This window comes from Herbaspirillum sp. meg3, from assembly GCF_002257565.1.
In the GTDB taxonomy this organism is placed as follows: domain Bacteria; phylum Pseudomonadota; class Gammaproteobacteria; order Burkholderiales; family Burkholderiaceae_D; genus Herbaspirillum.
In genome coordinates, this window is record NZ_CP022736.1 from 4377283 (window position 1) to 4403804 (window position 26522).

At 58.0% G+C, this 26522-nt stretch carries 21 protein-coding genes; 10 read left to right on the forward strand and 11 right to left on the reverse strand.

All coding sequences use genetic code 11. The features are described 5' to 3' along the window. Positions 1-16: 16 nt before the first annotated feature. Positions 17-991, reverse strand: coding sequence for a DNA-binding protein YbiB (gene ybiB, locus hmeg3_RS19665; protein WP_094565232.1), 975 nt, complete (start codon positions 989-991; stop codon positions 17-19). A gap of 147 nt (positions 992-1138) precedes the next feature. Between ybiB and tsaD the strand changes: the two genes are divergently transcribed. Beyond that, the gene (tsaD, locus tag hmeg3_RS19670; RefSeq protein WP_094565233.1) at positions 1139-2170 is read left to right on the forward strand and encodes a tRNA (adenosine(37)-N6)-threonylcarbamoyltransferase complex transferase subunit TsaD; all 1032 of its coding nucleotides are present in this window, start codon (positions 1139-1141) and stop codon (positions 2168-2170) included. 94 nt (positions 2171-2264) lie between these two features. Here tsaD and plsY read toward each other — a convergent pair whose 3' ends face one another. The 4 genes from plsY to hmeg3_RS19690 form a co-directional block, all read right to left on the reverse strand. Next, on the reverse strand, positions 2265-2873 hold the full coding sequence (gene plsY / locus hmeg3_RS19675) for a glycerol-3-phosphate 1-O-acyltransferase PlsY (protein WP_094565234.1): 609 nt from the start codon (positions 2871-2873) through the stop codon (positions 2265-2267). Between the two features lie 77 nt (positions 2874-2950). Then, complete coding sequence (gene ybaK, locus hmeg3_RS19680) at positions 2951-3445, reverse strand: Cys-tRNA(Pro) deacylase (protein ID WP_094565235.1); 495 nt, start codon at positions 3443-3445, stop codon at positions 2951-2953. A gap of 62 nt (positions 3446-3507) precedes the next feature. Then, entirely contained in the window at positions 3508-4530 is a 1023-nt protein-coding gene (gene xerD / locus hmeg3_RS19685; RefSeq protein ID WP_232511742.1) for a site-specific tyrosine recombinase XerD, read from the reverse strand. Beyond that, complete coding sequence (locus hmeg3_RS19690) at positions 4520-5017, reverse strand: methylated-DNA--[protein]-cysteine S-methyltransferase (RefSeq protein WP_094565236.1); 498 nt, start codon at positions 5015-5017, stop codon at positions 4520-4522. The genes xerD and hmeg3_RS19690 overlap by 11 nt, the downstream gene beginning before the upstream one ends. 81 nt (positions 5018-5098) lie before the next feature. Here hmeg3_RS19690 and hmeg3_RS19695 point away from each other — a divergent pair, with 81 nt between their 5' ends. Further along, the gene (locus hmeg3_RS19695) at positions 5099-5746 is read left to right on the forward strand and encodes a VOC family protein (RefSeq protein ID WP_094565237.1); all 648 of its coding nucleotides are present in this window, start codon (positions 5099-5101) and stop codon (positions 5744-5746) included. 400 nt (positions 5747-6146) lie between these two features. Here hmeg3_RS19695 and hmeg3_RS19700 read toward each other — a convergent pair whose 3' ends face one another. From hmeg3_RS19700 to hmeg3_RS19710, 3 genes are all read right to left on the reverse strand, one after another. Then, on the reverse strand, positions 6147-7427 hold the full coding sequence (locus hmeg3_RS19700; protein WP_050477480.1) for a TRAP transporter large permease: 1281 nt from the start codon (positions 7425-7427) through the stop codon (positions 6147-6149). Then, positions 7424-7984, reverse strand: a complete 561-nt coding sequence (locus tag hmeg3_RS19705; RefSeq protein ID WP_198361896.1) for a TRAP transporter small permease — start codon at positions 7982-7984, stop codon at positions 7424-7426. The genes hmeg3_RS19700 and hmeg3_RS19705 overlap by 4 nt, the downstream gene beginning before the upstream one ends. Before the next feature lie 117 nt (positions 7985-8101). Beyond that, positions 8102-9106 (reverse strand): TRAP transporter substrate-binding protein, encoded by a 1005-nt coding sequence (locus hmeg3_RS19710; RefSeq protein ID WP_094565239.1) that lies wholly within the window; start codon positions 9104-9106, stop codon positions 8102-8104. 206 nt (positions 9107-9312) lie between these two features. Between hmeg3_RS19710 and hmeg3_RS19715 the strand changes: the two genes are divergently transcribed. From hmeg3_RS19715 to hmeg3_RS19725, 3 genes are read left to right on the forward strand one after another with little or no spacing between them, the layout of a single operon-like run. Then, positions 9313-11328: a PAS domain S-box protein gene (locus hmeg3_RS19715; protein ID WP_094565240.1), complete on the forward strand. Its 2016-nt coding sequence runs from the start codon at positions 9313-9315 to the stop codon at positions 11326-11328. Between the two features lie 51 nt (positions 11329-11379). Beyond that, positions 11380-11970 (forward strand): response regulator transcription factor, encoded by a 591-nt coding sequence (locus hmeg3_RS19720; protein WP_094565241.1) that lies wholly within the window; start codon positions 11380-11382, stop codon positions 11968-11970. Positions 11971-11988: 18 nt separating this feature from the next. Beyond that, on the forward strand, positions 11989-12879 hold the full coding sequence (locus tag hmeg3_RS19725) for an AEC family transporter (protein ID WP_094565242.1): 891 nt from the start codon (positions 11989-11991) through the stop codon (positions 12877-12879). Positions 12880-13003: 124 nt separating this feature from the next. Here hmeg3_RS19725 and hmeg3_RS19730 read toward each other — a convergent pair whose 3' ends face one another. Both hmeg3_RS19730 and queG read right to left on the reverse strand, forming a co-directional pair. Continuing rightward, a complete protein-coding gene (locus hmeg3_RS19730) occupies positions 13004-15433 on the reverse strand; it encodes a penicillin acylase family protein (RefSeq protein ID WP_094565243.1) in 2430 nt (809 codons plus the stop codon). Between the two features lie 37 nt (positions 15434-15470). Beyond that, entirely contained in the window at positions 15471-16547 is a 1077-nt protein-coding gene (queG, locus tag hmeg3_RS19735) for a tRNA epoxyqueuosine(34) reductase QueG (RefSeq protein ID WP_094565244.1), read from the reverse strand. Between the two features lie 66 nt (positions 16548-16613). Here queG and tsaE point away from each other — a divergent pair, with 66 nt between their 5' ends. The 3 genes from tsaE (at position 16614) to hmeg3_RS19750 (ending at position 20542) form a co-directional block, all read left to right on the forward strand. Beyond that, entirely contained in the window at positions 16614-17108 is a 495-nt protein-coding gene (tsaE, locus tag hmeg3_RS19740) for a tRNA (adenosine(37)-N6)-threonylcarbamoyltransferase complex ATPase subunit type 1 TsaE (RefSeq protein WP_094565245.1), read from the forward strand. Further along, the gene (locus tag hmeg3_RS19745) at positions 17072-18418 is read left to right on the forward strand and encodes an N-acetylmuramoyl-L-alanine amidase (RefSeq protein WP_094565246.1); all 1347 of its coding nucleotides are present in this window, start codon (positions 17072-17074) and stop codon (positions 18416-18418) included. The genes tsaE and hmeg3_RS19745 overlap by 37 nt, the downstream gene beginning before the upstream one ends. A gap of 375 nt (positions 18419-18793) precedes the next feature. Next, positions 18794-20542 (forward strand): methyl-accepting chemotaxis protein, encoded by a 1749-nt coding sequence (locus tag hmeg3_RS19750; RefSeq protein WP_094565247.1) that lies wholly within the window; start codon positions 18794-18796, stop codon positions 20540-20542. Between the two features lie 62 nt (positions 20543-20604). On the opposite strand, the gene hmeg3_RS19755 is transcribed toward hmeg3_RS19750, so the two are convergent. Further along, the gene (locus hmeg3_RS19755) at positions 20605-21252 is read right to left on the reverse strand and encodes a VTT domain-containing protein (protein WP_094565248.1); all 648 of its coding nucleotides are present in this window, start codon (positions 21250-21252) and stop codon (positions 20605-20607) included. Between the two features lie 402 nt (positions 21253-21654). Here hmeg3_RS19755 and hmeg3_RS19760 point away from each other — a divergent pair, with 402 nt between their 5' ends. Together hmeg3_RS19760 and hmeg3_RS19765 are read left to right on the forward strand one after the other, a co-directional pair. Next, complete coding sequence (locus hmeg3_RS19760) at positions 21655-23403, forward strand: methyl-accepting chemotaxis protein (RefSeq protein ID WP_094565249.1); 1749 nt, start codon at positions 21655-21657, stop codon at positions 23401-23403. Positions 23404-23549: 146 nt separating this feature from the next. Then, positions 23550-26519 (forward strand): EAL domain-containing protein, encoded by a 2970-nt coding sequence (locus tag hmeg3_RS19765; protein ID WP_094565250.1) that lies wholly within the window; start codon positions 23550-23552, stop codon positions 26517-26519. The last annotated feature ends 3 nt before the right edge of the window (positions 26520-26522 follow it).

Consider the following 26522-nt stretch of genomic DNA (forward strand, 5'->3'; position numbering starts at 1 on the left):
GCAGCCTCAGCCCGGCTTACCTTGCAGCAATCTCTGCCGCAACGGCTACGCAATGCTCCACCTGCTCCACAATCGCCTCGGGAATGGATTTCTGTCCCGCCAACACGGCCTTGATCCATTGTGCAGTCGCCTGTGCATCGCGGCCCTCCGGCAGATCCGGAATTTCTTCCGCTACTTTTTGTTTCTCTACCAGCAACGTCCGTTCACCGGCGTGAAACCAGTCGATCTGTTGCGCACGGCGCGCGTTGGCGACGGTCTCGCCTTCCGTGCCACGCATGAGGAAAGCATCGCCACGCGCCTGCGGAGCGGCAGTGACAAAATACTTTGCCAGCATTTCCAGATATTCAGGATGGGTATAGGACGTCAACCGCAACGCCGGGCCGACGAAAGGCTGCATGATCTTGACCAGCGTATGCGTCGAATTGCGCACGCCCAGCACCCGGCGCATCGCCAACAGGCGCGCCATCTTCGGCGCCAGCGACTGGATCGGCATGAACGCCGGCTCGCCGCGCGCCAACGCAGCTTGTGCCGCGTCAACGTCATTGGCATGGTGAATGCCGAGCGCTTCGAAAATCTCTGCACTGGTGACGCGCTGTGGATCGTGCGTGACACCATGCATGAGCACGGGTACGCCTTCACGTGCGAGCAACAACGCCAGCAGCGGCGTCAGGTTGGCCATGTGGCGTGAGCCGTTGTAACTTGGGATGACCACCGGCGCATATTTTCCCGACGGCGCCTGCAGCGGTGTGAATGAGGCTTCGGACGCATCGAGGAAGCCGGCGATCTCTTCCACCGATTCGCCTTTGACGCGCATGGAGAGCAAGATTGCGCCCAGCTCGAGATCGCTGACACGGCCGTCCAGCATCGCGCCGTACAGCATCGCGGCATCCTCGCGCGACAAGCTGCGCGCACCGTCCTTGCCCCGGCCGATCTCTTTGATGAAGCGGGCTGCCGCCAGCATTTCTACGCCTGTGTCCTTTGAATCGGTCATCGCTTATTCTCGTTCGTTACTGTCGTTTTTCATGTGCGCAAGGGTACACCAAGCCCGGCGATTTGTGCGCCGCCGGGGCAGCAAGCACCTTTCCTTTACAATAGCGCCTTCGGACGCATTCGCGTTCTCACTGTTTTCCCTGCTGCAATGATAGTTCTCGGTGTTGAATCTTCCTGTGATGAGACCGGCCTGGCGTTATACGACACGCAAAAAGGTCTGCTCGCTCACGCCCTGCATTCGCAAATCGCGATGCATGAAGAATACGGCGGCGTCGTCCCCGAGCTGGCCTCGCGCGATCACGTGCGCCGCGCCATTCCCTTGCTGAAACAGGTATTCGAAAAAAGCGGCATCGCACACAGCGATATCGACGCCATCGCTTACACACAGGGGCCAGGACTGGCCGGTGCATTGCTGGTCGGGGCTTCGGTGGCTTGCGGATTGGGATTGTCTCTGGACAAGCCGGTAGTCGGCGTGCATCACCTCGAAGGGCATTTGCTGTCGCCATTGCTGTCGTCCAATCCGCCGCCATTTCCGTTTGTCGCCTTGCTGGTTTCCGGTGGTCACACACAGTTGATGCGCGTAGATGGCGTGGGCCAATATGCGTTGCTCGGGGAGACGCTCGACGACGCTGCCGGCGAAGCCTTCGACAAATCGGCCAAGCTGCTCGGCCTCGGCTATCCGGGCGGACCGGCGATTTCGCGACTGGCAGAGTTCGGCGATCCCGGCGTATATCAACTGCCGCGTCCGATGCTGCACTCCAAGAACTTCGACTTCAGCTTCTCCGGCCTCAAGACTGCTGTGCTGACGGTCGTCAAGAATCAGACCACCAACATCTGCGAGCAGGATAAAGCCAATATTGCGCGCGCCTTCGTCGACGCCATCGTCGATGTACTGGTCGCCAAGTGCATGAACGCGCTCAAGCACACCGGCATGAAACGCCTGGTAATCGCCGGCGGCGTCGGCGCCAACAAGCAATTGCGCGAAGCCCTGAATGCTGCGGCAGCGAAACGCCGTTATCAGGTGTTTTATCCGGAACTCGAGTTCTGCACCGACAACGGTGCGATGATTGCCTTTGCCGGGGCGATGCGTTTGCAAGAACATCCAGAAGCCGCCAAGCGCGATTACTCATTCAGCGTGCGGCCGCGCTGGCCGTTGGATGAATTGCGGAACACCGCTTAAGCGGATCGAACGCCTCCTCTGATTGCGTGACGCATAAAAAAGCCCGGTCTGCACCGGGCTTTTTTACGTCTCGGCGAACCATGCCGGCAATGTACTATTTCTTCTTTGAGCCGATCTTGCTTTCTTTGCCGGCCAGCAGATTGCTGATGTTTTTGCGATGACGATAGATCAGCAAGGCGCTCATCGCCAACACGGCCAGCAAGATGCCGTCAGCGCTGCCGAACAACAGGCCGTAGTAGAACGGCGCAAACACGCTGGCGATCAGCGCTGCCAACGATGAATAGCGGAAAGCATAGGCAATCACCAGCCAGGTCACCAACGTCGCCAGGCCGAGCCAGACATTCAGCGCAAGCAGGATTCCCAGCGCCGTTGCCACACCCTTGCCGCCGACGAAACGAAAGAACACCGGCCACAGGTGACCGAGGAAAACGGCAATCGTCACCAGCGCAATACCGGTATCGTCAATGCCGTATTGCGGGCCGAATTTCATCGCCAGCCAGACCGCCAGCCAACCTTTGAAACCATCGCCGATCAGGGTCAGTACGGCAGCTTTTTTGTTGCCGCTGCGCAGCACATTGGTGGCGCCAGGATTCTTGGAACCGTAGGTACGCGGATCGGACAAGCCGAAGGCTTTGCTCACCACGACGGCGAAGGAAATGGAGCCGATCAGGTAGGCGGCGATCGTAAACAGCACTGTATTCATTGGTTCCTCTTTTACTCTTTTGTTCTGTCTTGTTTTCTTACTGATACCGCTTCTGCGATGCCGCGGCTTTTGCTTCTTTATTCTTCCAGCGCGCAGTGTACAGGTTTGCTGGGCAAGACCTTGGCAATCACTTCGGGCGCTATCCCGATCAGAAAACCGCGACGCCCGCCATTGATATAAATCTTCGGCAATTCAAGAATGCTGCCTTCCACGTACACCGGCATGGCCTTGCGGGTGCCGAACGGCGAGGTGCCACCGATCAGGAAGCCAGAATGGCGATTGGCCACCTCGGGCTTGCAAGGTTCCACGGACTTGCAGCCGATCTGCCGGGCCAGGTTCTTGGTCGAGACTTTGCGGTCGCCATGCATCAGCACCAGCATGGGCTTGGCGGCCTCATCCTGCATCACCAGCGTCTTGACCACGCTGTGCTCGTCCACGCCCAGTTCGCGCGCCGACACGCTGGTGCCGCCATGCTCTTCGTACGCGTAAGGATGTTCGGTAAAGGAAATGCCCTGCTTGCGCAAGAACTGCGTGGCGGGAGTTTCGGAGATGTGATCTTTTTTGGAGCTCATTTAATACGCTTGCGGAACCCTGAGTTGGCGCACATTATGCCACCACTTTTATTTTGCCCCGTTCAACCACGAGGATGATGTTCGGCGTGCAATTTCTTCAATCGCTCACGAGCCACGTGCGTGTAAATCTGTGTAGTGGAAATATCCGCATGCCCCAGCAGCAGCTGCACCACACGCAAGTCGGCGCCATGGTTGAGCAGATGCGTGGCGAATGCGTGGCGCAAGGTGTGCGGCGACAAGGGCGCGCGGATGTCGCCCTGCATGGCGTATTTCTTGATCAGCGTCCAGAACATCTGACGCGTCATGGCACCGCCGCGTGCGGTGACAAACAAGGCATCGTCGATCTGGCCCTCCAGGATCATCGGACGCCCGTCGTGCAGGTAACGCTCGATCCAGCTGCGCGCCTCCTCCCCAAAAGGCACCAGGCGCGTTTTATTGCCCTTGCCGGTGATGCGCAGCACGCCTTCGTTCATGCCGACTTCCACCGACTTCAGCAACACCAGTTCCGAGACCCGCAAACCGCTGGCATACATCAGCTCCAGCATGGTGCGGTCGCGCAGCCCCAGCGGCGTGGAGACGTCCGGCGCCGCCAGCAAGGCGTCAACCTGGCCTTCCGACAATACTTTGGGAAATCGCGGTGGCTGCTTGGCCGATTTCATGCGCAGACAGGGATCTTCGGTAATCCGATTCTGGCGCAGAGCCAACAGAAAAAACCGTTTGAGCACTGCCAGCCGGCGATTGGCCGAGCTGGCCTTGGTGTCGCCATGGCGCGCCGCAAAATAGGCGTTGAGATCATCTGCTGTCGTAGCCAGCAAATCCTTATGCCGTTGCGTCTGCAGCCAGTGTGCAAACAGCGTCATGTCACGCCGGTAAGCTTCCAGCGAATTCTTGGCGAGGCCGTCTTCCAGCCACAGCGTGTCACAAAACTCATCGATGGCGGCCAGGCTGGCGCCGATGGCTTCGACCTTGGGTGCTTTGCCGCCGGCGACCTTACGAGGCTTGGAGGCTGCCTGAATCGTTTTGGCTGCTTTTACGGGCTTGGCGGGCTTAGTGGACTTCACCGCCTTGTCTGCTTCAATAGCCATCAACACCTTCATGCGCCAGCAACCAGCGCTTCACGCTCAGGGGGAAAGCATCTTCGTCGTCATGATGTGAAAAACCGCCGAGTCCGCCCGACGCCGTCACGCGATGACACGGAATCACCAGCGAAAACCAGTTGGCGCCGCAAGCCTGTCCGACCGCGCGTGGCGCTGACCGGATGAACTTGGCGATCTGCCCGTAGGTACGCACTTCGCCGCACGGAATCGACGAGATGGCAGCCCAGACCTTGCGCTGAAATTCGGAGCCGGTCTCCGCCAAAGGCAGCCTGAACTTGTAGCCCGGCTTGTCGATATAACGCAGGATCTGCCTGGCGGCCTTGTCGGCCAGCGCATCGGTAGCGTCTTTTTCGCGAAAGTGTTTGGGCAGGTACACCATCTCCTGAATCACGCCCGCTGAGGTACGAATGCCGACGCCACCGAACGGTACGTGTACGATGGCAGAAAAAATATCGCCCGCCTGAGTATTCTTCATCATTCAGACATATAAATGGAATACGCTATTTAAGCACATCGCCGCCGGTCCCTGCCAATCCTACGGAAGAACAATACGCCCATGCCAGTCAGCCACGCCGATCACCTCGTTATCACTGCCCCGACGCTCGCCGAAGGGATTGCCTACATCGAACAAACGCTGGGTGTGTCGCCCCAAGCCGGCGGCGAACATGTCCGCCTGGGCACGCACAATGCCCTGCTGAAACTGGGACGCGGATTCTATCTGGAAGTGATTGCGATCAATCCGGCAGCGCCGCCGGTGGAACGCGCGCGCTGGTTCGGCCTGGATCATCTGGCTGCGGGCAGCAAGCCCCGCCTGGCAAGCTGGGTGGTACGCACAGACGACATTGATGCGGCTGCAGCGGCGTCGGAGATCCCGCTCGGCCCGGTGGAAGACATGAGCCGCGGCGCGCTGCAATGGCGCATCACCATTCCGCTGGACGGCAAGCTGGTAATGAATGGCGTGATGCCCAGCCTGATCCAGTGGAGCACCTCCAGCCATCCGACCGACAACATGCAGGATCTGGGTTGCTCATTGGTCAAGTTGGAAGGTTTTCATCCCGAGGCCGAAGTCATCACGAAAAATCTCAAGCTGATCGGCCTGCAAAGCCAGATTGCGATGCATCACCCGGCAGCAGGACAGACGCCACATCTGCTGGCGCTGATACAGACGCCGACGGGGATGCATCCGCTTGGACTGTCGGGGTGAATGTCCTAACTGAAGACGATGCCGGAAGACGGTATCCGTCAGATTCCGGCGCACAAAATAAAAAAGGCGCATCTCGCGATGCGCCTCAAACTAAACCCTGTGCGTTCCGGCCGTTTTAACAGTCTCTTGAACCCACGTCTCCTCAGTATCCTCGGTATTAATACCGTTTGTTATGCATCACCCACTTTAAATTCTGTTTTTAAAGCATGAACAACAACATCGTTACCAAGCTGCGACTAAAAATCTCGGTGTCTTTTCAGACGAAGGTCGCACTTTAACAGTACTTGTCCTGCATTAAAAGTATTTTTTGCGCAAACGGAAAAGATACTTTTCGACAATATTTCATAAAAACAATCTTGCCGCCAAAAGCCCCATTCTACGGGCCTTGGCGGCAAGTGCATCAGTCAAATACCAGGTTCGGCAACCACAGCGAAATCTGCGGCACATAAGTCACGAGCGCCAGAAACGCCAGCATCGTCAGCAGCCACGGCATGACTGCCACGGTCAACTCGGTGATACCCATCTTGGTAATCCCGGACGCCACATACAGATTCAGACCGACCGGCGGATGGCACATGCCGACTTCCATGTTGACCACGATCAGAATGCCGAAGTGCACCGGATCGATGCCCAGCTTCATCGCCACAGGGAACAGGATAGGCGCCATGATCAGCACGATCGAGGACGGTTCCATCACGTTACCGGCCAGCAGCAGCAGCACGTTTACCACCAGCAGGAAGGTAATCGGACCGAGACCGCTGTCGGTGATCATCGCCGCCATCGCCTGCGGAATGTTTTCGCTGGTCACCAGAAAGGAGAACAGCACCGCATTGGTGATGATATAGAGCAGCATCGCCGACATCGACGCAGAATCCAGCAAGACCTTGGGAACTTGCTTCAGGCTCATGTCCTTATAGACGAACACCGCAATGATGAAGGCATAGACTGCCGCCATCGCCGCAGCTTCCGTCGGTGTGAACACGCCGGTGTAGATACCACCCATCACAATCACGATCAGGAACAAGCCCCAGCCGCTCTTGCGGAACGCCGCGCCGCGTTCAGCCCAGCTCGCCTTCGGCAGACGTGGATAGTTGTGCTTGCGCGCCAGATACCAGGTGGTCAGACCCAGCAGGAAAGCCAGCATCAGACCCGGCACAACGCCGGCCATGAACAGCTTGCCCACCGATGTATTGGTCGAGACCGAATACATCACCATCACGATTGATGGCGGAATCAGAATACCCAATGCGCCCGAAGTCGTGATAACACCCGCACCGAATTTGTTTGGGAAGCCCTGACGCACCATTGCAGGCAAGATGATCGAACCGATCGCCACTACCGTCGCCGGCGATGAACCTGACACTGCAGCAAACAGTGCGCAGGCCATCACGCCCGCCAACGCAAGACCACCGTGCCAGTGACCGACCATGGCCGTGGCAAAGTTGATCATGCGCCGCGCGACACCACCGTGGGTAAGGAAGTTACCCGCCAGGATGAAGAACGGAATTGCCATGATTTCGAACTTCTCTATCCCGGTAAACAACTTCAACGCCACCGACTGAATCGGCACATCGGTCATCGTGAACAGGAAGGTCAGTACGGTCAGGCCGAGCGAAATCGAGATCGGCATACCTGTCAGCATCAAGCCGAACAGCAGGATGAAGATAATGGCTGCGTTCATGCTTTTTCTCCCTTGATTTCTTCGTCCAGACCTTCAACGTAAGCGTGGTCATGTTTGGGCAATTCACCGGTTTTGATGAAAGCCCAGGCCACCTGAAGAAAACGGAAACACATCAGATACGAACCCAGCGGAACTGCCATGTAGACCATCCACATCGGCAATTCCAATACTTCCGAAGTACTGGAATGTTGGCTGATTTCCCAGACGAATTCAGCGCCCAGCGTGCCGACAATCCCGGTGAACAAAGCACCGGCGAGCAGGCCGAACACCACGAACTTGTTGCGCCATGGCGTGTTCATACGATTGATCAGCACGTCAACGCCGACGTGGATACCGGTACGCACGCCATAAGCGGCGCCGAACTTCGCCATCCACACGAACATGTAGATACACAATTCCTGCGCCCAGCTGGTGTTGATCTGGATCAGTTCGTCCTGCAGCCAGGGAATCGGTAAACCGGAGGCATAACGGTGCAACACCGCTATGAAGATGATGACGGTTGCAGCCGCCATCAGGAATGCAATGAGCCACTCTTCCAAGTGGTCGAGAAATTTCAACATCGTGTCTCCTCAGTGGGTAGGAAAGTTAAACTTGCCCCGCCCTGTCAGCACTCCGACGCAGGACAAACCTGCGCCGGACTTTTTTTGAACTCTTATTTCTGACCGACTACTGACTTACTTCTGGCCCAGCGCTGCAGCTTCCTTGTTCACTGCAGCGATCAGGTCTTTACCGATACGGTCGGCCATTTGCGCTTGTACTGGTGCAAGGGCTTTACGCCATTCGGCTTTTTCCTTGTCGTTGAGGCGATAGATGGTGGTCTTGCCGGTCTTTTGCACGGCGGCCAGCGCGGCGTCATTCTCTTGCTGGGCGATGGCATTGGCGTATTTGGTCGCATCCTTCATCGCACCTTCGAGTGCGGTGCGGATATCAGGTGGCAGACCGTCCCAGAACTTCTTGTTGACGATGACTGCGTAGCCAAGATAGCCGTGATCGGAGACGGTCACGTGCTTTTGCACTTCATGCATCTTCTGGGTGTACAGGTTGGATGGCGGATTCTCGGTGCCGTCGACCACGCCGGTCTGCAGTGCCTGATACACCTCGGAGAAGGCCAGCACTTGCGGGTTGGCGCCCAGTGCGCGCATTTGTGCATCCAGCACCTTGGACGACTGGATGCGCATCTTCAGGCCACGGAAATCGGCAGGCACGTGCAGCGGCTTGTTTGCCGACATGACCTTGAAACCGTTATCCCAATACGCCAGACCGGTGATGCCCTTCGGCTCCAGCTTCTTGAACAGATCCTTGCCGATCGGACCTTCGGTCACGCGATACAGCACTTCCTTGCTCGGGAAGATGTACGGCAGGTCGAATACTTCGAATTCTTTCACGCCCAGCGGGCCGAACTTCGCCAGCGATGGCGCCAGCATTTGCACAGCACCTAGTTGCAATGCTTCCAGCTCTTCCTTGTCCTTGTAGAGCGTGCTGTTCGGATAGACCTCGACCTTCACGCGGCCTTTGGTAGCTTTCTCGGCCAGTTCCTTGAAACGCTCAGCAGCTTTTCCCTTTGGCGTATCGTTCGCCACCACATGGCTGAATTTGATGATGATCGGCGCCTGCGCGAAGGCATTGCCGGCGATGATGGTTGCTGCGGAAAGTGCAAATACCAATGACTTGAGCTTCATTGTCGTCCCCTTTTTGGTTATAGAAATAGGTAGTCACAATTTTGACTTGAGCGCATTTTGCCATGAAGGAATTACGCTACAAGTGTGGATAACCACAATTTGCATGACGCGCCGCAACATCCACTCCACCTGTTTCCGCTTATCTCATGGCGGCGTAAGCACGCTAAACTAGGCGCACTTCCTCTTCATTGACAACACAGGGCGCCATGACCCCGCCGCAAATTTCTTCGCCCTCTCACTTGCTGTCACCGGGACGCCGGCATCTGCTGCGCTGGGTCATGCCTATCCTGCTGGTGCTGCTGTTCCTGATGACACTGATCTGGCTGCCGCGACAGGCACAGCAAATGGAATCCAGCGAGCGGCAGGAACAACTGATCGCCGACTCGCTGTGGGTCGAACAGGCCATTCGATTCCAGCTCAGCCGCGATGATGAAAGCATGCGACTCATTGCGCGTGAGATCGTCGGCGAGCATCTGAAAAAAGAACAATTCCGCACCCGCCTGAATGCACTGCTACGCAACAACCGCGAGTTCTATCGCGTCACCTGGTTCAATGTCGACGGCAAACCCATAGCGTCGACCGATGATTTTCCGGTCGCGCGCAATGCGCTGTCGGCGCCGTCACAGCAAACCGAAGAGCATTCCCGCACCATTCGCCGGCCCCTCTACAGTGCGCCTGCTGTGCCGCCGGGCATCGCCGAGCCGGTCTTGATGGACTATCACATCCCCTTGTTTCGCGATCACCATTACATCGGCAGCGTCGTCGCCAGCTATTCCGTCTCGCGCGTGCTCAATGAAATGGTGCCGTGGTGGTTTGCTCAGGACAATGAAATTGTCCTCACCGATACCGACGACAAAGTCGTGGCGCGCCGCACCGCCGGCGGTCCCGGCCTGAATGTCTACACCCATCGCCGCGAACTGGAGTTGCCCGGCCTGACTCTGCGTCTGCACACCAACAGCACCAAGAGCGCACCCAAGCTTTTACCGAACCTGCTGGTCGGCTCAGTCATCGTGCTCTCACTCGGCCTGCTATGGAGCCTGTGGGCGCTGTGGCGCGACATCAACCGCCGGATGACGGCCGAAGATGCCCTGGTCAATGAAGTGTCTTTCCGCAGCGCGATGGAAAACTCGCTGGTGACCGGCATGCGCGCACGCGATCTGGAGGGCCGCATCACCTACGTCAACCCGGCCTTCTGCAAGATGGTCGGCATTTCCGCCAACGAGCTGGTCGGCAAGATCCCGCCCATGCCCTACTGGGCGCCGGAAGCTATGGATGAGTATCAGGAACGCTTCTCCAACGTATTGGCCGGACGCGTCACGCCGCAATTCGAAACCATCTTTCAGCGTATCGACGGCGAACGTTTTCCTGTGCTGATTTTTGAATCGCCGCTGGTGGATCAGAACGGCAAGCAGACCGGCTGGATGGGCTCCATTCTCGACATCAGCGACCGCAAACGCGCCGAAGACCTCAATCGCATGCAGGAAGAAAAACTGCAAGCCAGCGCACGTCTGGCCAGCATGGGCGAAATCGCCTCGACGCTGGCGCATGAGCTGAACCAGCCGTTGGCTGCCATCTCCAGCTACACCACCGGCGCGCTCAATATGATGCAGAACGGCGCGCTTGATCCCGCCTCGCTGCAACCCGCCCTGGAAAAAATCAACACCCAGGCACAGCGCGCCGGCAACGTCATCCGCAGCGTGCACCAGTTCGTCAAGAAGCGCGAGCCGGAACGCCAGCCGATTTCGATCAAGAGCATCGTCGACAACGTCACCCCGTTAATTGAACTGCAGGCACAGCAATTCCTTGTGGTGCTGCAGACCGCCATCCCCGCCAACTTGCCCAACGTGCTGGGCGACGCCGTGCTGCTCGAACAAGTCTTGCTGAACCTGACCCGCAACGCCATCCAGGCGATGGCCGCCATCGCGCCGGAACGCCGCATCCTGCGCATTACCGCCGCATTGGATCGCCATACCTCGTCGTCACAATCCAGCCAGCAGGCTATCATCGTCTCCGTGATCGACCAGGGCCACGGGATCCCACCCGAGGTAGCGGCAGGTCTGTTTTCACCGTTTTTCTCGACCAAAGCCGAGGGCATGGGCATGGGTCTGAACATCTGCCGCACCACCATCGAATTCCACGGCGGCACGCTGACCTATGCCAACAATCCCACAGGAGGTACAATCTTCCGCTTCTCCCTGCCTGCACAGGGTTCCGCCAATTGAATAAAAATAAAGACGCCCGCCGAGGCAGAGCGTCGCAAACTCATTCATCCGATGCTGCACATTGTTGACGACGAAGAAATCATTCGCGACTCGCTTACATGGCTTGCCCAATCGCGCGCCATCGCAGCGACCGCCTACGCCGGCGGCGCGGAATTTCTGGCGGCGATGGAACAAACCGGCGACTTTGACCCGCAAGGCGAATGCATTCTGCTGGACGTACGCATGCCGGATCAGAGTGGCGTGGCCCTGTTCGACACGCTCAAGAACCGCGGCATTACACGGCGGCGGCCGGTGATTTTCCTCACCGGTCACGGCGACGTGCCGATGGCGGTCGACATGCTCAAGAACGGCGCCTTCGATTTCTTTGAAAAACCGTTCAACGACAACCAGTTGATGGACCGCGTGCTGGAAGCACTGAAGGCATCGCTGGCAACCGGCGAACAGGATGCCGTACGCGCACGGCTGGAAGCGCTGTCGACCCGCGAGCGCGAAGTACTCGACCTGATCCTGGCCGGCAAAATGAACAAGATCATCGCCGACGAACTCGGCATCAGCATGCGCACCGTGGAAGTCCATCGCGCCCATATTTTCGACAAGATGAACGTCAAGACCGCCGTCGAACTGGCGCGCCTTCTCAAGTAAAACGAGTAAAAGAACACCATGCAAGTTGCATCGCTCCTGCTTCCCGATTTCACGCTTATTCTGATGGGCGTGATCATTTATCGCATCACGAGTTGGGGCGACGAGTTCTGGGCCGGCATGGAAAAGATGGTCTATTACCTGCTGTTTCCGGCCTTGCTGTTTTATTCGACTGCACGCTTGCAGCTGCATCTGGAAACCACCGGCAAATTCCTGCAGGTCGGTGTGGCGGCGCTGCTGGCCGGCATCGCGCTCACGTGGATAGGAAAGCCCTTCATCAAAGCCAGTCCGATGACCTACGAATCGGGCATGCAGACAGCCTTCCGCTTCAACTCCTACATTGCACTGGCCATCGCTTCGCGTCTGGCCGGTGAAGAAGGCGTGGGATTGATGGCGCTACTGATCGGCTTCGGCGTTCCGCTCTGCAATATGGCGGCGGTACATGCGCTGGCGCATCGTAGCGGCAATCTGCTCAAGGAACTAGGCAAGAATCCACTGCTGATCGCTACGGGCACCGGGCTGCTATTCAGCCTGTGCGGGCTGACCTTGCCCGAAGTCGCCGGCGCCGTGCTCTCGCGTCTGGGCAGCGCATCGATTGCCTTGGGCCTGCTGATGGTAGGCGCGGGGTTGCGCCTGTCGGGCATGCGCGAAGGCAAACTGATGTCAGCTTACTTCACCGCCATCAAATTGCTCGCCGTGCCGGCTGTTGCCTATTTTCTCGGGCGCTGGATCGGCTTGCCGGAGTTGCAGTTACAAATCGTCGTCCTGTTCTGCTCTTTGCCGACGGCGTCGAGCTGCTACATCCTCGCCGCACGCATGGGCGGCAACGGGCCGGTGACGGCCTTCCTGATTTCACTCGGCACGCTGGTGTCGGCGGTGACGATTCCTTTTTGGCTGACGCTGGTGCATTGATTGCTGCGGCATCAATCGCTTTGTAATCGCTTTCTAATCGCCTTCTTTCGATTCCCAAAACAATGCCGCCGCTCCGGCACAAACCGGAACGGCGGCTTCGTGTTGACTACACTCTACAACCAGCTTACCTGGCAGGCTCCAACACGATCCTTTGCGTCGTCGCCTTCTCCACTGCCTTGCGCGAATACAGCAGCGGGAAGTATTCGCCATTCAGCCATTTGTCGGCCAGATCGCGATAGTGCGGGCTGTCCGGATCACCCGATTGCCCCGGTGAATTGACGGCCACCGACTTGTCCCAGTTGCCGACGTCGACCACGACGCGGAACGACGGGCCGTTGGTTTGGCGGAAGTCGCTGGGACGATAAGTCGACTGGTTCGGCGAATAGGCGCCGCCATGTTTCGGCAAAGGCCCGACATTGAGTTTGGCGCGTGTTGCGTCGTCCACCACGCCTGCCAGCGGATGCTCCATCAGGTTGTGGTGCAGCTTGCCCCATTGCCATTTGCTGGCATCATCGCCTTGCAATTTGACCATCTCGGCATACGCGCCGCTGAGACTGGTGAGCATGATGTCGTCACGCTTCTTCGCGGCATCGGCACCGTTGCCGCCAAGTCGGGTCTGCGGCTGCTCCAGCGTGTCGAGCACAACAGCGACATCCGGCGCGCCCATGGCAGCGGCGGCCTCCTTGCTCAAGACCGCATCCTTGAAGGCCTTGCCGAGATGGCGCGTGAGCCAGACTTCATACAAGGCGGCTTGCGGCGAGTCGACGCGCTCCACATAATCCCAGCCGTTGAAGACATTCAGCCCCGCCTGTGTCTGTGCATCGGATGACGACAAGGGCTTGAGCAATGTCACCAGACGGCGTGCAGGAATCGACAAGTCGTCGTTTTGCAAACGCATGGAGTCCTTCAGCGACACTTTTTTCAGCGACGCCAGCACTTCGCTGATGCGTGTGAAGCGCGAGTTGTTGGTCCATTCAAAACCGAGCTTGCGGTCCTGATACGGATAGTCGTCCGGTAGGTTCATCTGGTTGGCGGATGCGAACCAGCCTTTCTTCGGATTGTAGGTCGACGGCAGCTGATCGCCGCTCCAGAATCCGTTCCACTCATAACGTCCATCACCCGGCACCGGCATCAGGCCGTCCCAGTTAGAACGCTTGGGCGCGAGGCCGCCGGGTACCCAGCCGATGTTGCCTTTGACGTCGGCGTAGACCTGGTTTTCAGTCGGTGCGCCCCAGTTGAGCATGGCCCGTTTGAAGGATGTGAAATTCTTCGCGCGCATGTAGTCGATGCTGCCGAAGTAAGGCGACATGCCCGGCTCCAGCCAGCCCGAGCGCACGGCAAAGGCGCGGTTCTTTTCTTTCTCGACAAAGATCACCGGGCCGTGGCGCGTGAAGGTCAGATCGGCAGTGACCGGCGCACCGCCTTTGACCTCGATCTGCTCATGCAACACGGTGAAGGGCTCCCACTTGCCCTGGTATTTGTATTCGTTCGGGTTGTCGGGATTGAGTTCGTAGACGTAGAGATCTTCCTGATCGATATTAAAAATCGTGAGGCCGAAAGCGATGGTGCCGTTGTGACCGATGGAGATACCCGGCAAAGCCGGCTCACCCGCACCGATGACGTTCATCCCGGGCGCGCTCAGGTGCGTGATGTAGCGCAGCGACGGCGCGGAGTAGGCGCGATGCGGATCGTTGGCCATGATGGCGCGGCCGGTGGCGGATTTCGACGGTGCGACCACCCAGTTGTTGCTGCCTTCCATGGTTTCTTCGAGGTTTTCGGCGGCGGCAATCTGGATGCTGTCGCCATGATCGTCCGCCCGGGCATTCAGACTGTCTTTGGTGATCTTGACGTTTTGCGTGGCCAGCTGGAATACCTTGAGCAAGTCTTTCGGCAAGCAAGGATCGAGACCTTCCGGCATCGTCGCTTCCCATTTCGGCGTCAGGCCGAAGCGGATTTCATCGGACTTGAGATCGGCCTTGCAGGCGACGTTGGCACGAGCGACTTCGCTGGTCAGATTGCGCGTCAAGCCATGGCTGCGGATGCGCACCACGTCTTCCGGCTTCCATCTCGCGGGCAGATAGGCAAGTTGTTTGAATTCATACGGCAGACGCTCCGCATGGGAGGTCACGAAATCGACGTAGGCGTTGATACCGGCGACGAAGGCGGTCGCCACGCGCTGCGACTGTTTGCCGTAGGAATCCCATTCACGCTGCATGTCGCCGCGGTACAGGAACAGGCGCGTGGCCTGGTCTTGGGCTACGTACGCAGGACCGAACACTTCGGACAGTTGGCCGAGACCGCGGCGGCGCCACAGGTCGATCTGGAACAGGCGATCGCGCGCGGCGTTGAAGCCTTGTACGAAGAAGGCGTCGGTCTGGCTGGCGGCGTAGATGTGCGGCACGCCCCATTTGTCGATGAGGATTTCGGCCTTCTTGTACAGGCCGGCAACGCGCAGGGTTTCGGTAGCAGCATCGTTGGCCGCGGCGTGCGTCAGCGACATGGCCGCACAACCGGTTAGCAGCAAGGCCAGCGAGAGTGGTTTCAGTTTTGACATCTCTTGTCTCCATCTTTGTTTTTGTGGAGACAACACTTTACAAGGAATGTTGCTCCAACGCCCATTCAACATGTTCGCGCACCAGCTCGGAGGGGTGTGTCAGGCGCGCTTGCAAAGCCGCGACGATATTCGGATCGCCTTTGTGTGTCGATGCGGCGTTGCCGAGTCCGACCGCCATGTTGCGCAGCCAGCGCTCATGCCCGACGCGACGGATCGCACTGCCCTCCGTGTTGCGGTTGAAGTCGTCTTCGCTCCAGTTCAGCAGCTCGATCAGCGAGGCGCTCCCAAGACCGTGACGTGCGTCAAAGTCGGGCAAGGTCGAGGTTTGTGCGAACTTGTTCCACGGACAATACAGCTGACAGTCGTCGCAGCCATACACGCGGTTGCCGATCAGGCCGCGCAGCTCCACCGGAATACTGCCCTTGAGCTCAATGGTGAGGTAGGAGATGCAACGGCGCGCATCGAGTTCGTAAGGCGCGACGATGGCCTGCGTCGGGCAAACGTCAATACAGCTGCTGCACTGCCCGCAATGCGGCGTGACCGGTTCGTCGACCGGCAATGCCAAATCGGTGAACAGTTCGCCGAGGAAGAACATGGAGCCGGCTTCGCGGTTGAGCAGCAAGGTATGCTTGCCGCGCCAGCCGAGGCCGGATTTTTCTGCCAGCGCGACTTCCATCACGGGCGCGGAATCGGTGAAGACGCGATAGCCAAAGCTGCCGATTTCATTTTCGATACGGCCGGCGAGTTGCTGCAATCGCGCCCGCAGCACCTTGTGATAATCGCGGCCCCGGGCGTACAGGGAGACAACGGCGGCGCTGCCGTCGGCGCCGCGCGCCTCCTCGCGTTCACGCCAGTCGGGAGACGTTGCTCGCGGCAGGTAAGGCATGCGCGCAGTGATCACGCGCACCGTTCCCGGCACCAATTCTGCAGGCCGGGCGCGCTTCATCCCGTGGCTTGCCATATAATCCATCTCGCCGTGGTATCCCTTGTCGAGCCACGCCTGAAAACCGGCTTCCCGATGCGACAGATCGACATCGGCAATGCGCAGGTCGGCGAACCCGAGTTCGCGCCCCCAGGCTTTGATGGTATCGGCAAGTGCTACCAGGTCAGTCATCGAGGTTCGTCCACGTCGCAGTCATTACATCTTTCAACAAAATTTTTGCAGCCTTCTTCGCCATCCATGCCGCCTGATCATATTCATCACACCCATTTGCAGGACGAAGCCGGTACCACCGCGCTGGGCGCCGCGCTGGCGCACGTGCTGGAGCCGGGCATGGCAATCTATCTGCACGGCGACCTCGGTGCCGGCAAAACCGCCCTGGCGCGCGCGCTGCTGCATGCCGCCGGCTACGAAGGCCGCGTCAAAAGTCCGACTTACACGCTGGCCGAGCCCTACCCGGTCAAGCTCGCAGACCGCATGGTAACCGTTATCCACTTCGACCTCTACCGCATGGCCAGTCCGGAAGAGTTCCTGGAGGCGGGTTTTCGTGAACATTTCAACGAAAACAGCATCTGTATCATCGAATGGCCGGAAAAAGGCGAACCAGTGTTGCCCGCCCCAGACATCCATATCTCTCTAACGGTTGCAGGACACGGACGTGATGTAGAATTACGAGCGTTGTCTGACAAGGGTCATCAATGCCTCGCTCGACTGAAATTCGCACCAAATCTCTGAAATCCAAGACTCGCCGCACCATCCTCAAGGCAGGCGGCACGCTCCTCGTCTCTGTATTGACTCCCATGCCGGCGCTGGCATCGCAAATTCTGGCGGTGCGCGTATGGCCGTCCGATGACTATACCCGCGTCACGCTGGAGAACGACAGCAACCTCAAAGTCACCCATTTCGTCGTCAAGAATCCGGAACGCCTGGTGGTCGATATCGAAGGTATCGACCTGAATTCGACGCTGAAAGACCTGGTCGCCAAGATCCAGCCTAACGATCCCTACATCAAGCAAGTCCGCGTCGGCCAGAACCGCCCCAGCGTGGTGCGCCTGGTGTTCGACCTCAAGGACGAGATCAAACCGCAGGTGTTCACACTGGAACCGGTCGGCGAGTACAAATACCGCTTCGTCATTGACCTGTATCCGGCCAACCCGCCCGATCCGATCGCCGCGCTGATCCAGAAGGGCAACTGGCCCAAGGATCAGCAGACCGAGATCAAACCGCCGCTGGCCGAAGCCAAGCCGGACGCCAAACCGGCGCCGCAAGCGCAGGATGACGACCCGCCACAGGTCGCCAAGGCCAGGCCGCAGGACGACACCAAGCTGCAACTGACGCGCATGATCACCATCGCGCTCGACCCCGGCCACGGCGGCGAAGACCCCGGCGCCATCGGCAGCCGTGGCAACCGCGAAAAAGACGTGGTGCTGTCGATTGCCAAGCGTCTGAAAAAGAAAATCGAAGAACAGCCGAACATGCGTGTGATGCTCACCCGCGATGCCGACTTCTTCGTGCCGTTGGGCATGCGGGTGCAAAAGGCGCGCAAGGTGCAGGCAGACTTGTTCATCTCGATTCACGCCGATGCCTTTGTGCAACCGACCGCGCGTGGCTCGTCGGTGTTCGCTTTGTCCGAGAAAGGCGCCAGCTCGACCGCGGCGCGCTGGCTCGCCAACAAGGAAAACGCGGCCGACATGATCGGTGGCGTCAACATCAAGACGCACGACAAGCAACTGGCGAGCGTATTACTGGACTTGTCGACCACAGCGCAGATCAACGACAGCCTGCGCATCGGCAATGCCGTGCTCAGGGAAATCGGCGGCATCAACAAGCTGCACAAGGGTGCGGTCGAGCAAGCCGGCTTCGCCGTGCTGAAGGCGCCGGATATCCCAAGCATCCTGATCGAGACGGCGTTCATCTCCAATCCGGAAGAAGAAGCCAAGCTCACCGATAATAGTTATCAGGATGACATGGCTGATGCCATCATGACCGGCATCAAGAAGTACTTCTCCAAAAATCCGCCGCTGGCCAAAAACAAGCTGACCTGATTTCGGCCAGTTACCATCCTTTACAAAACTCCCGGTGCTCGCGCATCGGGAGTTTTGTTTTGGGCCTGAATATTTCCCCAACGTAATCGATTTGGAACGATCTGGCGTACTTATCGTAAACAGATCGGCATAAGCACCTCATTTCCTCGCATGGCCGACCCGGGACGCAATCGTATGATGGTTGCAGCATCTGATTAGACGTACTGATTACGCTTTTAATGCTGGTATTTATTGCGTCTTGCCCTTCCATGAACAATGATGGAAGGGCAGCCTCGCGCTCGCAGCAATGTCCTTTGCTCCAATTTTCATCACGTCGTACGCCGCACTACCCTGCTGCACTGCCCGATTCTTTTCAAACAGCAACATTGTCATTGCATGTTTTACAGATGGGAGAAGCACGTGAAGATTGCCAATATTACGATCAGCAGCCGCCTCTGGCTGGGATTCGGTTTGCTCATGCTGCTGATGGTCGCCATGGCCGTGGTCGGCGTCAACCGGCTATCGCAGCTCAACCGCCAGATGAACGACGTCATCCATGACAAGTACCCCAAGACCGTCATCGCCGGGGACATCATCGACCAGCTCAATCTGGTCGCTCGCTCGGTACGCAACATCCTGCTGCTCAAAGATCCCCAGCAGATCAAGAGTGAAAGCGACCGCATCGTCGGCGCTGAGAAAGCCATCCAGAATCAACTTGCCGAACTCGACAAGCGCCTGACGGACGACCAGAGCCGCACCTTGCTGGCTAATCTGCTGGTGACGCAAAAGAATTATCTGGAAAAACGCGACCAGGTACTCAAGCTCGTTGCCGAAGGCACCAAGGAAGGTGCCATTGATCTGCTCATCAGCGACGTGCGTCCGGTGCAGAGCGCCTACATGGGCGCCGTCGAAAAATTAATCAAACAGCAACACGAAATGATGCAGGCGTCCGGCGAAGAAGTCGATCGTAACTATCAGCACGCCAGCAATATGCTGATTGGACTGGCGGTCGTGGGATTGGCAATGTCCGGCTTCATCGCTTTCACGATTACGCGCAGCATCACCCGACCGCTCAACCGCGCCGTCGCGGTTGCCAAGACGGTTGCCGCAGGTGACCTGACCTCAGAAATCGACACCAGCGGCAAGGACGAGACCGCGCAATTGCTGGGCGCGCTCAAGACCATGAACGACAATCTGCAAGGCATCGTGCGCCAGGTCCGACGCGGCACCGATACCATCGCGACCGCAACGACAGAGATCGCAAGAGGCAACCTGGACCTCTCTTCGCGCACCGAGCAGCAGGCCGGCTCGCTGGAAGAAACCGCTTCCGCCATGGAAGAGCTCACCTCCACCGTCCGCCAGAATGCCGACAACGCGCGCCAGGCTAACCAACTGGCAGTGTCTGCGTCCGAAGTCGCGATGCAAGGCGGTAGCGTGGTCGGCAAGGTCGTTCACACCATGGAATCGATCAATGAGTCATCGAAGAAGATCGTCGACATCATCAGCGTGATCGATGGCATCGCCTTCCAGACCAATATTCTCGCGTTGAACGCAGCGGTCGAAGCCGCCCGTGCCGGAGAACAAGGGCGCGGCTTTGCCGTGGTCGCATCGGAAGTACGCAACCTGGCGCAACGCAGTGCTTCGGCCGCCAAGGAAATCAAAGCCCTGATCAACGACTCCGTCGAGAAAGTCGGCAACGGCAGCAAGCTGGTCGAGCAGGCCGGCAATACGATGGAAGAGGTCGTCACCAGTGTGCGGCGCGTCACCGATATCGTCGGCGAAATCACCTCAGCCGGGCAGGAACAAAGCGACGGCATCGAACAGATCAACCACGCCATTACCCAGATGGACGAGACCACGCAGCAGAATGCCGCGCTGGTCGAACAGGCCGCCGCGGCGGCGCAATCGTTGCAGGATCAGGCGAGCCATCTGGCGCAGGTAGTCGGCGTCTTCAAGCTGGATGAACGCCAGCTCATTGGCGAACCTGCGGCAGCGACGGCAGCTGTCCGCTCGCCACGGACATCGCATCCCGCACGCGACATCACACCACGACCATCAACGATCAGCACGACACCGGCAAAAAAGCTGGAAACCAGCAAAGCGAAAGCTCCCGGTGGCAACGATGCACACTGGGAGGAATTTTAGGGAAGTGAAGAACAGCGGTTCGGGGACACGCTGAAAGATATCGGAACGAACCCGGCGCCAGCTTATTTGCGCCGGCGGAACTTGCGAAAGACCTGCCACAAACCGCCAAGCACGATAGGCAAAATAGCCGCGGCAATGCCGATCAGCACCAGGGTGTTGAGGTTCTGGCGTACCCAGGGCAAGTTACCAAACAGATAACCGAACACGACCAGCCCGACTACCCAGAGCAAGGCGCCGATGATGTTGAAGAACTGGAATTTGACGAAGGTCATTTCCGACACGCCGGCAATGAAGGGCGCAAAGGTCCGGACGATAGGCGTGAACCGCGCCAGGATGATGGTTTTTCCGCCGTGCTTTTCGTAAAAGGAATGGGTTTTTGCCAGCGCTTCAGGATTAAGCCAGCGGTAATTGTTGGTAAAGACTCTGTGTCCGATCGCTTTGCCGATCCAATAATTGAGGGTATTGCCGGTGATGGCAGCAACAACCAGCAGAAACATCAATAGCCAGATGTTCATTGCGCCGGTGGCGCAAAACGTGCCGGCAATGAACAACAGAGAATCGCCAGGCAAAAACGGTAGCACCACCAGACCGGTTTCGCAAAAGATAATCAGGAACAGCACCACATAAATCATCGTGCCGTATTGCTCTATCAGGATGCCGAGGGACTTGTCGACGTGCAACAGCACATCCAGTAACTGCAAGTAATCCATACACTCATTTCATTGATCGCCGCCAACGCGGGAAAGCCCTATAACTTACTGTTGCCGACTGACTTTTACTGACTGCTGCTGGCTAATGCCGGCTTTTGATACTTTGTTGTGCGCGTCGTTATTTACGCTACCACCTGCATTGTCACGCACTTGTGACGTTTCATGCTGCGCCGGAATCATACACTACTCATCCTTTCGCCTTGCCATCAACGCAAAAGCCGACGCCAACTGAAGAGAATGAGGGGAAACGGAACGCGTTTCAAGTGAAAAAAAAATGCGATAAAACTTATTTGTCTCCGATGCTCAAGAACAAGAATGTTCTTTCCGATAACGTCTGATATGTCCACTGTTCACACCCCCGCAAAAGTGACAGACGCATATACATAAAAAAGGGAGATTCAAATGCGCATCACAAATCTGAAAATCGGCGTCCGGCTGGGCGCCGGCTTTGCCATTCTCGTGGCATTACTGATCATCACAGGCTTTGTGGGCGGTAACCGGCTGTCCTTCCTCAATCAACAAATGTCTACCGTCGTCAACCAGACGTATCCAAAAACCGTCTTAGCCAGCGATATCATCAACCAGGAAAACCTGATCATCCGCGCCACGCGCAATCTGCTGCTGATGACGGATCCGGCACAAATCAAACTGCAGAACGACTTGATCCCGGTCGCGATCAAAACGATCGCTGCCGACATGGACGCGCTGGACAAAGGCATCAAGTCAGAAAAAGGCCGGACGCTCTTCCAGGAGATTCAACGCGCCCGAGCCGACTATGCAAACGCCAGCGATCAAGTGCTGAAAAGCATCGCCGCCGGCGACCGGGACAAAGCCTTGAACCAGCTCTTCACCGGCGGCACCTTCGACCTCCAGCAAAAATACCTGAAGTCACTCAATGAGCTGAATAAATATCAGGATCAGTTGATGAAGGACGCCAGCCTCAGCGTGGAGAACGAGTACAGCAGTGCACGCAACCTGATCATCGCCCTCACCACCGCGGCCATGCTGCTTGCCTGCGTGATTGCTTACCTCACGACACGCAGCATCACGCAACCGCTGAACCACGCTGTCAACCTGGCGGAAACTGTCGCCGCCGGCGACTTGACGTCGCGCATCGACAGCAGCGCCAAAGATGAAACCGGCAAGTTGCTGGCAGCACTCCAGACCATGAATTCGCGTCTGCAACAAATCGTCGGCGAGGTGCGCGTCAGTACCGATACGATTGCGACGGCTTCCAGTGAAATTGCAACCGGCAACCTTGATCTGTCATCCCGCACGGAACAACAAGCCAGCTCACTGGAAGAAACCGCCTCGGCCATGGAAGAACTGACTTCCACCGTCAAACAAAATGCCGACAACGCGCGCCAGGCCAATCAACTGGCCGCATCGGCTTCCACGGTGGCGGTCGAAGGCGGCAGCGTCGTCGGCCAGGTGGTCAACACCATGGAATCGATCAATGAGTCGTCCAGAAAAATTGTCGACATCATCAGCGTCATCGACGGCATCGCTTTTCAGACCAATATCCTGGCGTTGAATGCCGCCGTGGAAGCGGCCCGCGCAGGCGAACAGGGACGCGGCTTTGCCGTCGTCGCCTCGGAAGTACGCAGTCTGGCGCAGCGTTCAGCTGCAGCGGCCAAAGAGATCAAGACACTCATCGATGATTCCGTGGACAAAGTCGGACAAGGCAGCAAGCTGGTTGCCCAGGCCGGTGTCACCATGGATGAGGTGGTCGCCAGCGTCAAGCGCGTCACCGACGTCATGGGCGAAATCACCGCCGCCAGCCAGGAACAAAGCGACGGCATCGAACAAGTGAATCAGGCCATCACACAGATGGATCAGACCACCCAACAAAATGCCGCTCTGGTGGAACAAGCCGCCGCGGCCGCGCAATCCCTGCAAGACCAGGCCGGCCGGCTGTCGCAGGTCGTCAGTGTGTTCAAGATCTCTTCTGCTGACCTGGCCGGTGCCGGCACTTCGCCAGCTTCGCCAACGCGTAAGCCTGCGACGCCAAGACCGGTTGCACCGAGACCTGTGGCCGCAGCATCCAGGCCGCCTGCCATTGCCCCAAGGAAAGCGGAGCAACCGGCTGTCGCCCCCAAGGCTATTGCAGCGCACAAGGCCGACGACGGCGATCAGTGGGAACAGTTCTGAAGCAAGAAAAAAATTGCCGTTAATTGTCGTAACGTAGTCGCACCAGGCAGCCACAAGAATTAAAAGCGGCATATGATGATTATCGAGCAGGGGAATTGCGCGTACCAAAGCAGTCACGCAACGAAGATCAGGCGAGGGAACAGTCCATGATGATGGATGCCGAGCATATCAGCCAGGAACTCCAACAATGCCGCGCCTCTCTGGAGGAGAAGGAAGCGCTGCTGGCTGCATTTTCCCGCTCGATGGCAATACTTGAACTCGCGCCTGACGGCACGATCCTGAGCGCCAACGATAATTTCCTGACGCTCATGGCATACCGGCGCAGCGACATCGTCGGCCATCATCACCGCATGCTGTGCAATCCCGAATACGCCAAATCGCCTGAATACGCCGAATTCTGGCGCCGCCTGCATGCCGGCGAAGTCGTGGCGGGCACCTTGCAGCGCATGCGCAGTGACGGCTCCCGGTTGTGGCTGGAGGCAACCTGCAATCCCGTCTTCGACGCCGAGGGTAAGCTCCAGCACGTAGTCTCCATCGCCGCCGACATCACTGCACATGTTGACGATTCACAGGAAAACCACAGCGTCCTGCGCGCCCTCAACCGCTCGCTCGGCGTCATCGAGTTTTCTGCCGATGGCGTCATCGTCGGCGCCAACAGCAACTATCTCAAGACCATGGGCTACCTGCCCGAAGAGATCGTCGGCAAGCACCATGGCTTTTTATGCGATCCGGAATATGTCGCCAGCCAGGAATATGAAAACTTCTGGCGCGACGTCAATCAGGGGCGCTTTTTCTCGGGACGTTTTAAAAGAATTGCGCGTGACGGCCGCCCCATCTGGTGGGAGGCAACCTATACGCCGGTGCTGGATGTCGACGGCCTGCCGATCAAGATCATCAGCATCGGCTCGGATGTGTCTTACCGCATGGTGCGCGAACAACGTGATCGCGAATACCAGCATCTGCTGTCGCTGGGCATCAACGAAACCGACAACGCTGTTTTCATCACCAACGACACCAATTACATCGTCTTTCACAATACCGGTTTCAGCCGCATGCTCGGCTTTGCCGCCGACGAAGTCATCGGCAAACGGCCGCGCGAACTATTCGAAGGACAGACGGCGATCCTGAAGCTGATCGACGATTGCTACGCCGTCATTGCGCAAGGCAACAGCTTCCACGGGGAAGAGATGATGATCGACAAGCAAGGCCATCCGCTGTGGGTATCGACCGTGGTCAATCCGATTCTCGACGGCGACGGCAAGCTGATCAATGCCGTCTGCATCCTGACCGACATCACCAACACCAAGATGCACGAGGTGCTGCAGTACAAGGCGCTCAACGCCATGGTGCGTGAAGCCAGCCTGCAAGAAGTGCTGACCATGGTATGTCTGGAGCTGGAGCACATTGCACCCGACATCATTGCCTCGGTACTGCGCGTCGACGAACAGGGCTTGCTGCATCCGGTTGCAGGTCCGCGTTTGCCCGAAGCTTACAACCAGGCTATAGAAGGCATACCGATCGGGCCCTGCGTCGGCTCGTGCGGCACCGCCGCTTTCCGCGCCGAGCCGGTGGAAGTCTTCGACATCGCCAACGATCCGCTGTGGGCGGACTACAAACATCTGGTGCTGCCGATGGGACTGGAGTCGTGCTGGTCGACGCCGATTAAATCGGCCGACGGCCGCGTCATCGGCACGCTGGCTTTCTACTATCACGGCAAGCGCAAGGCCGATGCCTTCCATCATCGCCTGGTCGACGTCAGTCTGCATCTGTGCGCACTGGCGCTGGAACGCGAAGAGACGCGTTCGCGCATCCATCAACTGGCGTTCTACGATTCGCTGACCGGCCTGCCCAATCGCAGCCTGCTGATGGTCAAGGCCAACCAGGCCATTGCCAATGCAGCGCGCACACGGATTCCGCTGGCGGTGCTGTTCATTGATCTGGATCGCTTCAAGCAGATCAACGACTCGCTCGGCCATCAGGCCGGCGACGAATTGCTGCGCACGGTTGCGGCGCGGTTGCAAATCGAGGCGCGCAAGTCGGATATCGTCGGTCGCTTGTCGGGAGACGAGTTCGTCATCGTGCTGGCGCAATGTGATCTCCATCGCGTCACCGATGTTGTCAAACGCATCCAGGCCAATCTCTCGCTGCCTTGCCATATTGCAGGTGTGGCGCTGACGCCGCTGGCCAGCATCGGCATTGCCCTGTTCCCGGACAATGGCGACACCATCGAGATCCTGCTGCATCGTGCCGATATGGCGATGTATCAGACCAAGGAAAAGAACCGCGGCCGCTTCAGCTTCTTCAGCGACGAAATGAACACGCAAGCGCAAGAGCGGCTGGCGCTGGAAGGCGCTTTGCGCGATGCGTTGCGCGGTGGCGATTTTGAGCTGCACTACCAGCCGCAGGTCAATGTCCGCACAGGCCTGCTGCATGGCGTGGAGGCGCTGGCCCGGTGGCATCATGACCAGTTGGGACAAGTTTCGCCGGCACGCTTCATCCCGATTGCGGAAGAATGCGGACTCATCGGAGAGCTCGGCAAGTGGGCGCTGGAAGAAGCCTGTTCACAGTTGAATGATTGGCGCCGCCGCGGCATCAAGGTGCCGTCGGTCTCGGTCAATCTGTCGTCGACCAACTTCCATGATCTGGATCTGCCGCAATTCATTGCCGGCTTGCTGCAACGCTATGAATTATCTCCCGGCGACCTGACGCTGGAGATCACCGAGACCGTGATGATGGATACCAATCCCAGCACCACGCGCACCATCCATGAAATCCACGCGCAGGGCGTCAAACTGGCGATGGACGATTTCGGCACCGGCTACTCCAGTCTCGGCTACCTGCGCAATCTGCCGGTATGCGAACTGAAACTGGACCAAAGTTTTGTGCGCGACATGGATCGCGACGAAACCGTGCTGGCGCTGACCAATGCCGTCATTCGCATCGGCGAGAGCCTCAACCTGATCGTCGTCGCCGAAGGCGTGGAAGACAAACGGCAATACCATCTGCTCAAACAACAGGGCTGCGATGTCGCTCAGGGCTATCTGTTTTCGCGCCCGATGCTGTCTGAAATTTTCGAGCACTGGCTGAAAAATTTCAAAATAGATAACTTTTTATAAAAA